We start from the raw sequence: 14,697 nt of genomic DNA, 5'->3' as shown, positions 1-14,697 counted from the left end.
TCACGCCCCTTCCAAGTCGAGTTGCGCGTGCACCATGGCCGCCGTGCGGGGCAGCGTGACGATCCGGTCCGGGTGTGCCCAGTCGTCGGCGCAGGAGCGCAGGATCCGGCCCGAGCGCTGGTCGCCGTGGGCGATGGCGCCGATCAGCAGCCGTAACATCTCGCGGAGTTCGGAGTCCCGTTCGGCCAGCTTCGCCCAGTCGCCGACGACCTGTTCCGCCTCGTCGTGGAAGAAGGACTCGTTCAGCGCGGCACGCCACAACCACACGAAGGCGTCGCGCAGTTCGGGCCGCCGGTGCGCGAGGAACAGCAGCGTCGGCCACTCGGGCACCGCGGCTCCCGGCTCGACGTCCTTCGTTTCGACGACCACCTGTGCCGCGACGATCAGGAAGGCGAGCACCGCCGCCCGGCCCGAGCGGTGGTCGCCGGTCCTGTCGCGCAGCATGGGCAGCACCTGGCCCGCCGCGTCGGGATCGTCGGCGACCAGGTCGGCCAGCGCGCACCCCACGGCCACGGCCACCGTCACGCTGTCCACGACGAACAGCCGGGCGAGTTCCTCCACGGGACGCCCCCGCACCGCGCCGAGCCCGTGCACGCGGGCCGCGGCCGCCCGCACCTGGACCCGCTCGTCGGCGTACCAGCCGCCCACCAGAGTGGTCGCCTGCTCCCGCACCCAGGGGTTCTGGCAGGCCACGGAGAGCGCGTAGGCGACGGCGGTGCGGCGCAGCGCGCTGTCGCTGCGCGCCCAGGGCCCGAGGACACGGCGCTCGATGTGGCGGTAGGCCTCGGCGGCCAGCACGCCGAGCCCGGAGGCCGCCGCGTAGACGCGCACCTGCTCCGCCGGGTGGACCACCAACTCGCTGAGCCAGTCGAGGAGTTCACCCTGGATCTCGTACTGGGTCCAGGCGTGCAGGATCATCCGGCGCGCGTATCCGGGGTCCTTGTATTCGAGGGTTGTTCCGGGCTCGCCGCCCGGCTTGGGCTGCTCGTGGGCGCGCAGGTGTTGCAGCTGCCGCCGCCGTGGCGTGTCGAAGAGGTCCTTGGACCGGACGGGGCGCCCGTCGGGACCGGGCGCGCGGAGGTAGGGTCCGTCGTCCTCGAGTCGCTCGCGCAGCGAACGGGCGGCCTGGGCGACGTCCTCCTGCGGCAGCCCGTTGAGCACCGCGAGGGCGAGCGCGAAGCTGCGCGCGCCGGCGTCCGGCAGGCTCTCGGCCCAGATCTCGAAGTCCTCCGCCTCCAGCCGGGCCCGGTGTTCCCGCAGCTTCTTCACGTCGACGCCGCCGAGCAGGTCGTACTGCTCGATCATGGCGGCGGCGAGGTCCCCCGCCTGCCGGCAGGCGGGCAGCCCGCCCACCAGCTCGGTGATCACTTCGTGCAGTTCCTCGCGCGCCAGCAGCCGGTCGGCGTCGCGCTCCCCAAGCCGCCAGCGCAGATGCGAGCGTACGACTTCCATGGGCTGCGGAGCGTCCGTCAGATCCCGCACGCCGGACAGGAGTTCACCGTCGGCCAGCTCACCGGCCGCCACTGTGACGACCATCCACGCGTCCGCCTGTGACAGTGCGCCCTGCACCTTCTCGTACGTCTCACGGCCCAGCTTTCCGATGTCCTCGGGCCGCTCCAGGAGGAAGCCGACGCCGCGCTCGATCGTCCCGCTGTCGTTCTCCAACTGCTCGGCCAGCGAGGCGAAGTCGACGCCGCTGTCCAGGTGGTAGACCGCGCCTCGGCACGCGCCGAGCAGTAGCCGTACGGCCATCGCGGACTTGCCGTAACCGGCCGCCGAGCGCAGGATGAGCAGCCGCTGCCGGGTCAGCGCGTCGCGGGCGTCGGGCAGGTCGGCGGGTGTGCAGTAGGCGAACCGGATCCGTTCCGCGACGAGTGGGGACAGTTTCCGCAGTCTGCGTCTCTGGCCGCCGAGCACCAGCACGTACTTGTCGCCGCCGACCATGTCGCCCTCGACGTTGGCGACGGCGTTCTGGAGCAGTCCGCGGCGTTGCGAACCCTGGCCCAGCTGACCGGTCGCCTCGTACGACTCCGCGCCCGGGCCGGACTGCGGAGGCGGCGGAGTCTCGGCTCCGCCCTCGCCCGCCTCGGCGGTCCGGGCCTGGGGCGAGCCGTCCTGCCCGTCCTTCTTCGGCTCCTGCCCCGCTCCCGGGGCGGGCGGCTTGGGCGCTCCGCCCGCCCCGGGTCCCCCGGCCCCGGCCGCCGGTTGGCTCCCCCCTGGATCACCGGCGGCCGGGGGTCCTCCTCCCGCCGCTGCCGCCGTCACAGCCGTACCTTCCCCGTGGTGTGGACGGTGACGTGCTTGGGTCCTGCGACCTGGTCGCCCCGCACGGTCTGTGCGTTCTGCACGACGGCGGGCTGCCTGGCGGCGGAGCCGGGCTGTCCGCCCGCGGTGGCGGGCGGCTCCTGGTCAACGGGGGGCTCGGCGGCCGGCCGGGGAAGTCCCGGTGGCGCCGCGTAGCCGGGGACGGTGGCCCAGGTGCTGATCGTCTCCCCGTGCTTGGTGGTGAGGTCGAACGGCAGGTAGGCCGCGGGGTCGATGCCCCGGTGGCCGTGCCGGATCACCGCTCGGTGGACCTCGTCCGACACGGCGAACGCCATCCGTGCCGACGGGGCGGCGGCGAGGACGTCGCGCAGCGGCTGGGCGTCGACGATCCGGCAGGTCGTGTTGACGGCGTCGCCCGACCAGCCGCGCTCGTCGCGCGTGGCCATGCCTTGGTGCAGTGCCATCCGGAGCCGGACGGCGTGGTCCTCGTTGGCCTCCTGCGCGTACTCACCGAGCCCTTCGTCGAGCTCGCGCACGAACGGTCCGGCGATCATCACGGGTGACACGGACGACCGGATCAACATGAGCACGCCGTCGCCGCGGTCCTCGGAGACGGCGTCCGCCGCCGCGATTCCCGCACGCTCCATCGCGCCGTCGAGAACCCGGTACATCGCGGCCCGAACTCGTCGCTGCACAGGGTCCCGGCGCGGACTGAAATTCTCGACGTCCAGCGTGATGATCCAGTGATGCTGGGTTTCCTCAGGCATGTGCGGACCTCCCCCGTGCTCCCCGCCCAGGTGCTGCCGACCAATCGGCTCAACCAGTAGACGGCATCGCGAGAGAGCAGGTCCACGCCATGTGACGTACTCGTGAGATTGGCCGTAAACGCTTTGCGACAGGAGTTCGGAGAATCATTTATCCTTGCGTGCCGCCACCATTCCGTCGAAGTCGGGGAACTTCGAGGCGATGTCGCTGCCGGTGAAGTTGCCGATCCACCCGTCCTCGTCGTGGAAGAAGCGAATGACGGTGTACGACGGTGTCGCCCCCATGTCGAACCAGTGCCTGGTCCCCCGCGGCACCCCCAACAGGTCCCCCGCCTCGCACAGCACGCCATGCACCGCACCGTCGACGTGCAGGTAGAAGGCTCCGGCGCCCGCGACGAAGAAGCGCACCTCATCGTCGTCGTCGTGGGTGTGCTCGCTGAGGAACTTCTTCCGCTCGGCCTTGGCGGTCAGCCGCCACCCCAGTTCCTTCCGCGGACGCAGCCCCACGACGTCGATGGTGGTGAAGCCCTCGGCGGCGGCAAGGCCGTCCACGTCGTCCCGGTAGGCACTCAGGACCGTTTCGGGGTCCGGGTCCTCGGGGAGGCCGGCGCGGAGTGCCCACTGTTCGTAGCGCACGCCCGCGGGTGCCAGTGCGGCGGCGATCTCGGCGGGGTCGACGATTCGGTGTACGACGGTGTCGGGGCCGGAATCCGGCCACGTGATCAGCAGGGTCACGGCGCACTCCTCAACGCGTTCTCATCGGGCAGTGACAGGGCGAGGTAGTCGGGGTAGGTGTGCGGAAGGCCGGGGGCCATCTCCAGCACCCGCACGGGGCTGTCGACGGCGGTCTTCTTGAAGCCCGCCAGGCGGTAGACCGTGTACATCGCCTTGTTGACGTCCGTGGGCCTGAAGTCCGCCGTCAGGCGCACCTGTTCGGCTTCCGCCGTCTGTGCCAGGTAGCGCAGGATGGCGCCCCCGACGTTGCGGCCCATCACGCGGCAGGACATCAGGAACAGGCGGATCCGCCACTCCTCCGCGGTCCTGCCGACGAGGGTGAGACCGATGGTGCCGTACGTGCCGAAGCGGTCCGTGAGCCGCGCGACCAGGAGCGTCTGGTCGGGCCGCGCCATCAGTTCGCGCAGCTCCGCCTTGGAGAAGGTCAGGCCGGTCGTGTTGAGCTGGTGGGTGCGCTCGGTGAGTTCGGCGGCGCGTTCCAGGTCCTCGGGGGTGGCCACCGCGACGGTGAGCCGCATGTCCAGCGACCTGAGGAACTCGACCTGCGGTCCCGCGAACGACTGCTCGTAGGCGGTGCGCTCCTCCGCCTGCAGATACAGCGTGCGGCGGGCGCGCCCGTCCTCGGTCACGGGCCGGGTCAGCTCCGGGCGGTCGAGCAGGTCCGGGGTGTCCACGGAGTCCACGCACCGCACCTGCGGGTGTACGAACTCGACCTCCGCCCGCTCGAAGGCGGAGTCGTCCACGAACATCAGGGTGTCGACGCCGATGTTGAGCCGCTCCGCGATGCTCTGGACGAGCGCCGACTTCGGCTGCCACGAGACGTGCGGGACGAGGAAGTACTGGCGGATGCCCAGCCGTTCGAGTTCGTCGAGTGCGGCCTTCTCGTCGTTCTTGCTGGCGATCGACTGCAGGATGCCGCGCTCGTCGAGCGTCTCGATCAGTTCACGGACACCGGGGCGCAGCTTCACCCCGGGGCCTTCGGAGAGTATGCCCTCCCACACGGTGTCATCGAGGTCCCAGACGACACACTTGACCAGCTCACTCGGCATGTCAGCTCCTGCTTGCTTCGAACGGATGGTGCGGGTGGCGCCTGCGTACCCGGAAGCGTTGCAGGCTCTCCTCGGCGAGTAGGTCTTGCAGCAGCTGCGTGCTGCCTTCGATGATCTGCATCACGCGCGCGTCCCGCACCCAGCGGTCCACGGGGCCGCCCTCCACCATGCCCGCGGCGCCGTGCAGTTGGGCGGCGGCGGCCGACGCCCGGTCCGCGGCGCGGGACGCCGCGAGTTTGGCGGTGAGCACGTGCTGGATCAGCCAGTCGTCCTGGGTGTCCATGGCCCGTGCCGCCTGCTCGCACAGGAGCCGTGCCGCCTCGGTGTCGAGGACGGCGTCGCTGATCAGGCCGCGGACGAGCTGCAGGTCGATCAGCCGCCCGCCGAACTGCTTGCGGCTGCTGGTGTGGGCGAGGATCGCGTCGCAGCACGCCTCGGCGAGGCCGAGTGAGCCGTACGCGACACAGAGCCGCCCCAACGACAGGGCGCTGCCCGCCACTTGGGACACGCCGAAGCCGGGGCGGCCCACCATGCGGTCGGCGGGGACGCGGCAGCCCTCCAGGTGCAGGTCGGCGAGCATGGCGCTGCGGAAGCCGCTGGTGGGCCGGCTGGGGACCACCGTGACGCCCGGGTCGTCCCGCTGGACGAGGAAGGCCACGCTGCGGTCGCCGTGCTTGGCGAAGACGAGGAAGCAGTGGGCGAGCTGTCCGAAGGACAGCCAGCGCTTCGTGCCGTCGAGACGCCACATGGTTTCCGCGGCACCGGCCTCCTCCGGTGTCGCCGTCGTCCCGACCGCCTGCGCGTCGCTGCCCGCGCCGTCCTCCGTGAGGCCGAACGCGCCGATCAGTTCGCCGGAGGCGAGGCGCGGCAGCAGCCGCTGCCTGACGGTCTCCGACCCCCAGCGGCTCAGGCTCGCGCACACCATTCCGTGCACGGTGAGCAGGCTCTGCAGCGACGCCGACGTGTGGGCCACCGCCCGGTTCAGCTCGCCGTACTCAAGGTGGCCGACCGGGCGTCCCCCGTACTCCGCGGGCACCATCGCGGCCAGCGCGCCGGACCGGGCGATCGCCTCGACGACGTGCGCGGGCACCGTCTTCGCCGCCTCGATCTCGTCGGCCAGCGGCAGCAGCAGGCGCCCCAGCTCGCCCGCGGCCGTCGGCGGCCCGCTCATGCCTGTTTCCCCTGCACGAACCGCACGATGCTGTCCAGTGTGTCGAAGTTCTCGATCTCCAGGTCGTCGTCATCGATGCCGATGCCGAACTCCTTCTCGAGGTGGCTGACGAGCGCGACGGTCGCCAGCGAGCTGAGCACTCCGCCGGTGATCAGCTGGATGCCCTCCAGTTCGGCGGGGTCGTCCACGTACCGCGACAGGAAGTCGAGCACACGGGATCGGACGGCTGCGTCCTCGTAGACGGCAGTCACTGCAACATCACACTCCAACTCACATGGTCGAACGGGGCGGTGGCGTCGACGCGCGCGGCGTCACCGCCTGCCGCGCCACTTCTTCTCAAGGCGGCTGATCTGGCTCTGGCTGAGGTTGACGAGGGAGAGGTCCGAGGGCGTACGGCCGACCGCGTCGGGCCCTTCGGCGTGCGCGGCCAGCGCCTTGAGATGCGCGACCCAGGCCTCGCCGAGCCGTTCCACGTCCCCGCGCGTCAGCACGTCGCGCGGCCACGACCACGTCGCGGACAGCTCCGGCCCGGACGGGCCGTCCGTTGCCGCCGCGTTCACCATCAGTGCGTGCGTCAGACGCATCCGGGGGTCGAGGCCGCCCGTGGGGGTGCTGCCTCCCACTTGCTGCCAGTCGCCGTCGGGGTGGGAACGGCCCGGACCGACCCGCCCGAAGTAGTTGAACGCCACCTGCGCTCCTGGGAGCGCGGCGAGTCCAGGGGCGGTCTCGGGGTTGAGGTAGCGCAGCAGGCCGTACGCGATCCGCTGCTCCGACGCCGCACGAAGCTGTTCCTTGACGCGCTGCAGGACCCGCCCGGCGGCCGGTCCGCCGCGCCGGACCTCGCCCCAGGACACCCGGCCCGGATCGAGCCGCACCGGTGCCACCGCCGTGAACCAGCCCACCGTCCGCGAGGTGTCGGCGCCCGGGAACAGGTCCTCCCGCCCGTGCCCTTCGACATCGACCAGCAGGGACGTCGCGCCGAAGGCGCCACCGGAGGCCGGGGGTGTGCCGGTCGCCCCGGACGCGCCCCCGGGAGGACCGGATGTGCCCCCGAGAGGACCGGATGCGCCTCCGGGGCCGAAGAATGCCTCGCCCGGCGCATCGCGTGTGGCACGCCACTGGTTGACCGCCAGCACGAACGCCGTCACGAGTACGTCCTCGACACCTGCGTGCAGGGTGCTCGGCACCCGCGTGAGCAGCGCCTCCGACAACTCCACCGGAACCGTCACGCGCAGCGTTTCGAGCCGCGCCGCCGTGTCGTCGTCCGGACTCGGCCGACGACGGCCGATGACGGGTTCGGCGCCGGACAGGGCCTCGGTCCAGTACCGCAGGGCGCCCGTGGTCCGCGGTTCGCCCGCCAGCGCGTGCAGCCGCTCCGCCCAGCGCTTGAAGGAGGTGGGGACGGCGGCCGGCTCCGGCGTACGGCCGTCGAGTACGGCCGCTCCCGCCGCGGCGAGATCGGGCAGCAGGATGCGCCAGGAGACACCGTCGACGACCAGGTGGTGGACCGTCAGGAGCAGGCGGCCCGATTCCTGCGGGCCCTGGTCGAACCAGACGGCCTGGAGCATCACACCGTCGCGTGGCGCCAGGCGGCCCTGCGCGAGCGTGGCGTGTTCGGCGAGCAGCTGTTCACGCTCGGCCGCCGTCGCGCCGGTGCAGTCCACCCGGGTCAGGGCCGCGTCGGCCGTGAGCGCCTCCGGGCTCCGCGCCGGAGGGACGGCCAGCGACCAGTCGCCCTGGGCGCCCTCCCGTGTCAGACGGGCCCGCAGGAGGTCGTGCCGGTCGATGAGGGATTGCAGAACATCGACCATCCCCTCGCGCCCCACACCTGCCGGGACCCGGACGAGCCGCGCCTGGAAGAACGCCTCATAGGCGTGCTCGGGTTCGACGAGCCACCGCATGATGGGCGTCAGCGGTACGGAGCCGGTCCCGTCGTCGGTGTCCGGCGCGCCTCCGCCGCCCTCCAACTTGGCTGTCGTATGGGCGAGTTGTCGTGCCGTTTGGTGCCGGAAGACGTCACGCGGCGACAGGTCGAGGCCGTGTTCGCGGGCGCGGCTGACCAGCACGATGGAGCTGATGCTGTCGCCGCCGATGGCGAAGAAGCTGTCGTCGACGCCGACCCGGTCGGCGTCGAGGCCGAGGACGTCGGCGAAGAGGCCGGTGAGGGCTTTCTCCTGCGGGGTGCTGGGGGCTCGGGTGCGGGTGGTGGGCGCGTAGTCGGGGGCGGGCAGGGCCTTGCGGTCCACCTTGCCGCTCGGTGCGAGGGGCAGCTCGTCGATGGTGATGACGGCTGCGGGGACCATGTGGTCGGGCAGCCGCGCGGCGACGGTCTTCTTCACCTGGTCGACGTCGATAACGGTATCGACGGTGCCCGCGGTGTCGTCGGCGACGACGTAGCCGACGAGGCGCCGGTCACCGGGGCGGTCCTCCCGGATGACGGCCGCAGCGGCCCGGACACCGGGGGAAGCCGCCAACGCCGCCTCCACCTCGCCGAGCTCGATACGGAAACCACGCAGTTTGACCTGGTCATCGGTGCGCCCCAGGAAGCGCAAAGTGCCATCGGTGTCCCAGGACGCCAGGTCACCCGTGCGGTACATACGCGACCCGACGGGCCCGTAGGGGTCGGCGACGAACCGCCCCGCGGTCAGCCCCGGACGATTCAGATAGCCACGCGCGACACCCGCCCCGGCCACGTACAACTCCCCCGGCACCCCGGGCGGCACCGGCGACAACCCCGCATCCAGCACGTACGTCCGTACGTTCGCGATCGGACCACCGATCGACGGCACCACCACCCCCGACAACGGCGCACTCACCGTCGCACACACCGTCGCCTCCGACGGCCCGTACGCGTTGAACATCCGCCGCCCGACAGACCAACGCCCCACCGTCCCCGGATCACAGGCCTCACCCGCCACAACCAGCGTCATCCCCGCCGGCACCCGCCCCGCATCCAAAACGCTTAGCGCGGACGGCGGCAGAGTGCAGTGGGTGACGCCCGCCCCCACCAGCACGGACGTCAACGCCTCCCCCGGCATGAGCCGATCCGCATCGGCCACCACCAGCGCACCACCCGTCAACAGAGCCGTGAAAACCTCCGACGCGGCAGCATCGAAACTCGGCGACGCGAACTGCAACACACGACTACCCGCACCGATCCCCCACCGATCGCTCTGAGCGAGGGCGAGGTTCACCAGCCCCGCGTGCTGGACCACCACACCCTTAGGGGTGCCGGTCGAACCCGACGTATAGACGACATACGCGGGGTGAGCGGGGTCCAGTGGCGTCAGGCGGTCGGCGTCGGTCGGGTCGGTGCCCGGCCGGGTGGCCAGCCTGTTCCGGAGGGTGGGGTCGTCGAGGAGGACCGTACGGGTGTCCTCGGGCCGGAGCGCGCTGGTTGTGGTGCGGGTCAGGACGAGGGTGGGACGGGAGTCCTCCAGCATGAAACGGATGCGGTCGGCCGGGTAGGCCGTGTCGACGGGCAGGTAGGCGGCGCCTGTCTTCAGGACCGCGAGCATGGCCGTGATCAGGTCCGGCGAGCGGGGCAGGGCGAGGGCGACGATGTGTTCGGGGCCGACGCCCTGCTCGATCAGGTGGTGCGCCAGCCGGTTGGCGCGGGTGTTGAGTTCGCCGTACGTGAGGTCGGGGCCGTCGGGCGAGCCGCTGGGGCCGCAGGCGATCAGGGCGGTCGCGTCCGGTGTGGCCCGCGCCCTGGCCTGGACGAGCTCCGGCACGGTGGTGCGGGGAACCGGCACCACCGTGTCGTTCCGCTCCTCCAGGATGCGGTGCCGCTCGTCGCCGGACAGCACCTCGATCGAGCCGACGCGCCGCTCCGCGTCGGTGGCGACGCTGTGCAGTACGCGGACGAGCCGCGCGGCCATCGCGGTGGCCGTGCCGTGGTCGAACAGGTCGGTGCGGTACGAGATGACGCCGCTGATCCCGTCGGCCGCACCCTCGGCGTCGTGCTGCTCGGCGAGGCTGACGGAGAGGTCCATCCGTGCGGCCTGGACGCGCACGGTCCGGGACGTGGCCTTCACCCCGGCGAAGTCCGGCGTGGTGCGCGGCACGTTGTTGAAGGCCAGCATCACCTGGAAGAGGGGGTGGTGGGCCAGGGAGCGGGTCGGGTTGAGCGCCTCGACCAGGCTCTCGAAAGGGATGTCCTGGTGGGAGTAGGCGCTCAGGTTCCTCGTGCGGACCCGGTCGAGGAGTTCGGCGAAGGTGGGGTCGCCGGAGAGGTCGGTGCGGAGCACGAGGGTGTTGACGAAGAAGCCGACCAGATCGTCGAGTTCCTCCTCGCCCCGGCCCGCGACCGGCGTGCCCAGGGGAATGTCCGTGCCCGCGCCGAGCCGGTGCAGCAGCACGGCCAGGGCGGACTGCAGCACCATGAACACGGTCGTCTGCCGTGACCGCGCGAGCTCGACGAGGGCCCGGTGCACCTCGGCGTCCACGGACACCGGCACGGTCGCACCCTCGTATCCGGCCTGCTCCGGATACGGATGGTCGGTCGGCAGTTCCAGGCGTTCCGGCAGCCCGGCCAGCGCCTGCTTCCAGTAGTCCAGCTGGGTGGTCAGCACACTGCCCGGGTCGTTCTCGTCCCCAAGGACCTGGCGCTGCCACAGGGTGTAGTCGGCGTACTGCACCGGCAGCGGCGTCCACGCCGGTGCCCGTCCCGCGCACCGGGCGGCGTAGGCCGCACCGAGGTCAGCGGCGAGGGGGCCCATCGACCAGCCGTCGCCCGCGATGTGGTGCAGCACCAGAACCAGTACGTGCTCGTCGGCGGTGTCCGTGAGGTGGAACAGGGTTGCGCGCACCGGGAGTTCCGTTGCCAGGTCGAACGCGTACCGCACCGCGCGGTCCACCGCGCCGGTCAGTTCCGCCTCGGTGGCCTTCTCGACGTCCACCACCGGTCGTGCCTCGGCGGCCGGGCGAATGTCCTGGTACGGCTGACCGTCCACGTCGGGGAAGACCGTGCGCAGCGCCTCGTGCCGCGCCACGACATCGTGCAGCGCGGCACGCAGCGCGTCGGCGTCCAGAGCGCCGGAGAGTCGCAGCACCACCGGAACGTTGTACGTCGCGCTGGGCCCCTCCATCCGGTACAGGAACCACAGCCTGCGCTGCGCGGACGACAACGGCATGCGGTCGGGGCGCGTGGCGGGCGCCAGGGCCGGGCGGTCGACCTGGTGCGTCGCCGCCTCGACGGTGCGGGCCAGGGCGGCGATCGTCGGGGCCGCGAACAAATCACGGATGCCGAGGTCCACACCCATGACGGCGCGCACGCGGCCGATCAGGCGCATGGCCAGCAGGGAGTGTCCGCCGAGGTCGAAGAAGTTGTCCTCGACGCCGACTTGGTCGACACCGAGGACGTCCGCGAAGAGCGGGACCAGGATCTCCTCGCGCGCGTCGCGGGGAGCCCGCGACGACGTCGCCGTACCGCTGTAGTCGGGGGCGGGCAGCGCCTTGCGGTCCACCTTGCCGCTCGGTGTGAGGGGGAGTTCGTCGATGGTGACGACGGCTGCGGGGACCATGTGGTCGGGCAGCCGCGCGGCGACGGTCTTCTTGACCAGGTCGACGTCCATAGCGGTATCGACGGTGTCGTCGGTGACGACGTAGCCGACGAGGCGCCGGTCACCGGGGCGGTCCTCCCGGATGACGGCCGCAGCGGCCCGGACACCGGGGGAAGCCGCCAACGCCGCCTCCACCTCGCCGAGTTCGATACGGAAACCGCGCAGTTTGACCTGGTCATCGGTGCGCCCCAGGAAGCGCAAAGTGCCATCGGTGTCCCAGGACGCCAGGTCACCGGTGCGGTACATACGCGACCCGGCGGGCCCGTAGGGGTCGGCGACGAACCGCCCCGCGGTCAGCCCCGGACGGTTCAGATAGCCGCGCGCGACACCCGCCCCGGCCACGTACAACTCACCCGGCACCCCGGGCGGCACCGGCGACAACCCCGCATCCAGCACGTACGTCCGTACGTTCGCGATCGGACCACCGATCGACGGCACCACCACCCCCGACAACGGCGCACTCACCGTCGCGCACACCGTCGCCTCCGACGGCCCGTACGCGTTGAACATCCGCCGCCCGACAGACCAGCGCCCCACCGTCCCCGGATCACAGGCCTCACCCGCCACAACCAGCGTCATCCCCGCCGGCACCCGCCCCGCATCCAAAACGCTTAGCGCGGACGGCGGCAGAGTGCAGTGGGTGACGCCCGCCCCCACCAGCACGGACGTCAACGCCTCCCCCGGCATGAGCCGATCCGCATCGGCCACCACCAGCGCACCACCCGTCAACAGAGCCGTGAAAACCTCCGACGCGGCAGCATCGAAACTCGGCGACGCGAACTGCAACACACGACTACCCGCACCGATCCCCCACCGATCGCTCTGAGCCAGAGCAAGATTCACCAACCCCGCATGCTGGACCACCACACCCTTAGGGGTGCCGGTCGAACCCGACGTATAGACGACATACGCGGGATGCTCCGCCGCTGTCACGCCCAGCCGTTCCGCGTGGCCCGCGTGGCCCGCGTGGTCCCCGTGGTCCGCGTCCGTCAGGTCCGCAGCCGACAGGCCGGCCAGGCGGTCCGCGACGGCCGGGTCGCTCAACGAAACGACGGAGCAGCCACCCGTCAACCCCGCAGGGAAGGCCGCGGAGTCCACCAGCAGCACGCTCGGGCGGGCGTCCTCGACCATGAAGCGAAGCCGCTCCACCGGATACTCGACGTCCAGCGGCAGGTAGGCCGCGCCCGCCTTGAGCACAGCCAGCGCGGCCACGATCAGTTCCGGTGACCGCGGCAGCGCGAGCGCCACCAACTGCTCAGGTCCCACGCCGTGTTGCGTCAGCAGTCGCGCCACACGGTTCGCCCGGGCGTTCAGCTCGGCGTACGAGTACACGGTGCTGCCGTCCGCCGCCACCAGTGCCGCGGCATCCGGAGTCCGCGCGACCTGTGCCTCGAACGCGGCCGGCGCCGTCACCTCCGGCACCTCCACCGTCGGACCGCTGCCCCACACGTCCAGGAGACGTTCGCGCTCATCGGCGCCGAGCAGGCCGACCGAGCCGACGGGCCGGTCCGGGGGCGTTTCCGCCATGCGTTCCAGGAAGAGCAGGAATCGCTCGACGTGGGCGTCCATTTCCGCCCGGCTGTACATACGGTCGTTCGCGTCGAAGTACAGCTCGATGCGGCCGCCGTCTTCACCTCCGTGCTCGCCCTCGCCGCCTGCATGGAAGGCGCCTTCGCCTTCATAGAACGCGAAGGAGAAGTCTTCGGTGTGACGCTGCGAGAGGCTGCTCGCTTTTGCCGGGTGACCGTCGAAGCGTATGTCGTAGTCGAAAGCCATGACATTGACCACGGGTCCGTAGGGGAGCTCTCCCCCGGTCATGCGCATACGTTCGCCGCGCAGATCCTCCATACGGAAACGACTGTGCCGCGAAGCGCGAGTCGTCTGCGCCCAGACTTTTCTGGCAAGCTTTTTCAGAGGCATTTCCGGGCGCACCGCGATGTGCAACGGGACGACATTGACCGTCATTCCCGGGGTATTGCGTTCGGCCTCGTCCAGGCGCCCCGAGAGGGGAAGTCCGACGGATATGACACTCTCTCCGGTGACACCACTGACATAAGCGGCGGTCGCCGTCACGGCCCATACCGAAAGGCTGACGCCGAGCCCGGCGGCGGCGGAACGCAATTGTTGCGACAGGCCTGCGCCGAGCGTGGTCCGCCTGCGGAGAATGTCCTGGGGCGCGCGGTAGGGGCGGCCGGAGAGCGTGACCGGGCCGGGTGCGTCATGCAGCCGTTTCAGCCAATAGCGGCGGTCGTCCTCGCCCTCTTCCGAGCCGCGATAGGACGCCTCACGTTCCACCAGATCACGGAACGGGGAGAGCGGGATGCCGCTGTCGGGGCGATCCGCCACCCTGTCCGAGTAGAGCTGGGCGGTACGCCGGGTGATCAGCGCGGAACTCCAGGCATCCATGATGACGTGGTGATAACGGCTGTACAGGATATGGAAGTTCGGCCCGACCGTGAGCAGAGCCGGCGCGTACAACGGGCCCCGTTCGAGATCGAAGGCGGAGTGCACGTCCGCCGCCATCCACGCTTCGGCCGCCGCGACCGGATCCTCGCGACCGGCGAATTCGAGCCGCCGCACGGCCACCGGATCGGCACGGTCGAATATCTGAACCGGCCCTTCCGGACCCTCCAGCACGGCGAGCCGCAGTGCATCGGCCTCCGCGAGCGCCGCCTCGTACGCCGCACCGAGAATTTCCGTATCGATCGGCCCGTGGATTTCTACGCGCTCACCGACGTTGTAGACCGAGGAATCGGGCCCGAGGGAAGCGGAAAACCACACCCCTGACTGGGCTGCCGTTAAGGGCCATTGCTCATCCATCGGACCAGTCATCCAAGTCCCCCGCAGTGACGTGCATGCACCCCGGCACTCGCCGGGCGGTCCACATAATCACACATCACGTCGACCGGCCCCGGTTGCATTGATTACACTGCGACCGGGCTCCGACCTGCTTCGGACGCTCTTGTGACGGGGGTCACATGTACAGCCCGCAGTGCCGGTTGTAGTGTCCCTTCAACTCATGGCTCCGATACGGGGGGAGCACTATGAACGGAGGCGGGGGCTGTGCAGACATTCCTCAGTGGGGCGCGGCAGGCACATCTGGCCCATCGGCGGGTCATTCCCTGGCGAATCGGGTGACCAAGCCGAGC

At 70.9% G+C, this 14,697-nt stretch carries 7 protein-coding genes; all 7 read right to left on the bottom strand.

Annotated elements, in window-relative coordinates:
- The 7 genes from NOO62_RS31765 to NOO62_RS31735 all read right to left on the bottom strand — a co-directional run bounded on the left by NOO62_RS31765 (position 1) and on the right by NOO62_RS31735 (position 14,368).
- Entirely contained in the window at positions 1 to 2,265 is a 2,265-nt protein-coding gene (locus tag NOO62_RS31765; RefSeq protein ID WP_268774230.1) for a hypothetical protein, read from the bottom strand.
- Entirely contained in the window at positions 2,262 to 3,032 is a 771-nt protein-coding gene (locus NOO62_RS31760) for a hypothetical protein (RefSeq protein ID WP_268774229.1), read from the bottom strand. The genes NOO62_RS31765 and NOO62_RS31760 overlap by 4 nt, the downstream gene beginning before the upstream one ends.
- 144 nt (positions 3,033 to 3,176) lie before the next feature.
- Entirely contained in the window at positions 3,177 to 3,764 is a 588-nt protein-coding gene (locus tag NOO62_RS31755) for a 1,2-dihydroxy-3-keto-5-methylthiopentene dioxygenase (protein WP_268774228.1), read from the bottom strand.
- The gene (locus NOO62_RS31750) at positions 3,761 to 4,813 is read right to left on the bottom strand and encodes an HAD-IIIC family phosphatase (RefSeq protein WP_268774227.1); all 1,053 of its coding nucleotides are present in this window, start codon (positions 4,811 to 4,813) and stop codon (positions 3,761 to 3,763) included. The genes NOO62_RS31755 and NOO62_RS31750 overlap by 4 nt, the downstream gene beginning before the upstream one ends.
- Position 4,814: 1 nt before the next feature.
- Positions 4,815 to 5,984, bottom strand: a complete 1,170-nt coding sequence (locus NOO62_RS31745; protein ID WP_268774226.1) for an acyl-CoA dehydrogenase family protein — start codon at positions 5,982 to 5,984, stop codon at positions 4,815 to 4,817.
- Positions 5,981 to 6,235 carry an acyl carrier protein gene (locus tag NOO62_RS31740; protein ID WP_055565149.1) on the bottom strand — a complete coding sequence of 85 codons (255 nt, stop codon included), beginning with the start codon at positions 6,233 to 6,235 and terminating at the stop codon, positions 5,981 to 5,983. The genes NOO62_RS31745 and NOO62_RS31740 overlap by 4 nt, the downstream gene beginning before the upstream one ends.
- Positions 6,236 to 6,295: 60 nt before the next feature.
- Entirely contained in the window at positions 6,296 to 14,368 is an 8,073-nt protein-coding gene (locus NOO62_RS31735) for a non-ribosomal peptide synthetase (protein WP_268774225.1), read from the bottom strand.
- Positions 14,369 to 14,697 lie beyond the last annotated feature (329 nt).

This window comes from Streptomyces sp. Je 1-369 (genome assembly GCF_026810505.1).
Lineage (GTDB): Bacteria > Actinomycetota > Actinomycetes > Streptomycetales > Streptomycetaceae > Streptomyces.
Note: the sequence above shows the minus strand (reverse complement) of the source record. Positions and strands in the feature narration are given on the sequence as shown.

Excerpts from the sequence above, each read along its gene's own strand:
- NOO62_RS31760 (WP_268774229.1), bottom strand. The coding sequence starts at position 3,032 with ATGCCTGAGGAAACCCAGCATCACTGGATCATCACGCTGGACGTCGAG.
- NOO62_RS31750 (WP_268774227.1), bottom strand. The coding sequence starts at position 4,813 with ATGCCGAGTGAGCTGGTCAAGTGTGTCGTCTGGGACCTCGATGACACC.
- NOO62_RS31745 (WP_268774226.1), bottom strand. The coding sequence starts at position 5,984 with ATGAGCGGGCCGCCGACGGCCGCGGGCGAGCTGGGGCGCCTGCTGCTG.
- NOO62_RS31735 (WP_268774225.1), bottom strand. The coding sequence starts at position 14,368 with ATGGATGAGCAATGGCCCTTAACGGCAGCCCAGTCAGGGGTGTGGTTT.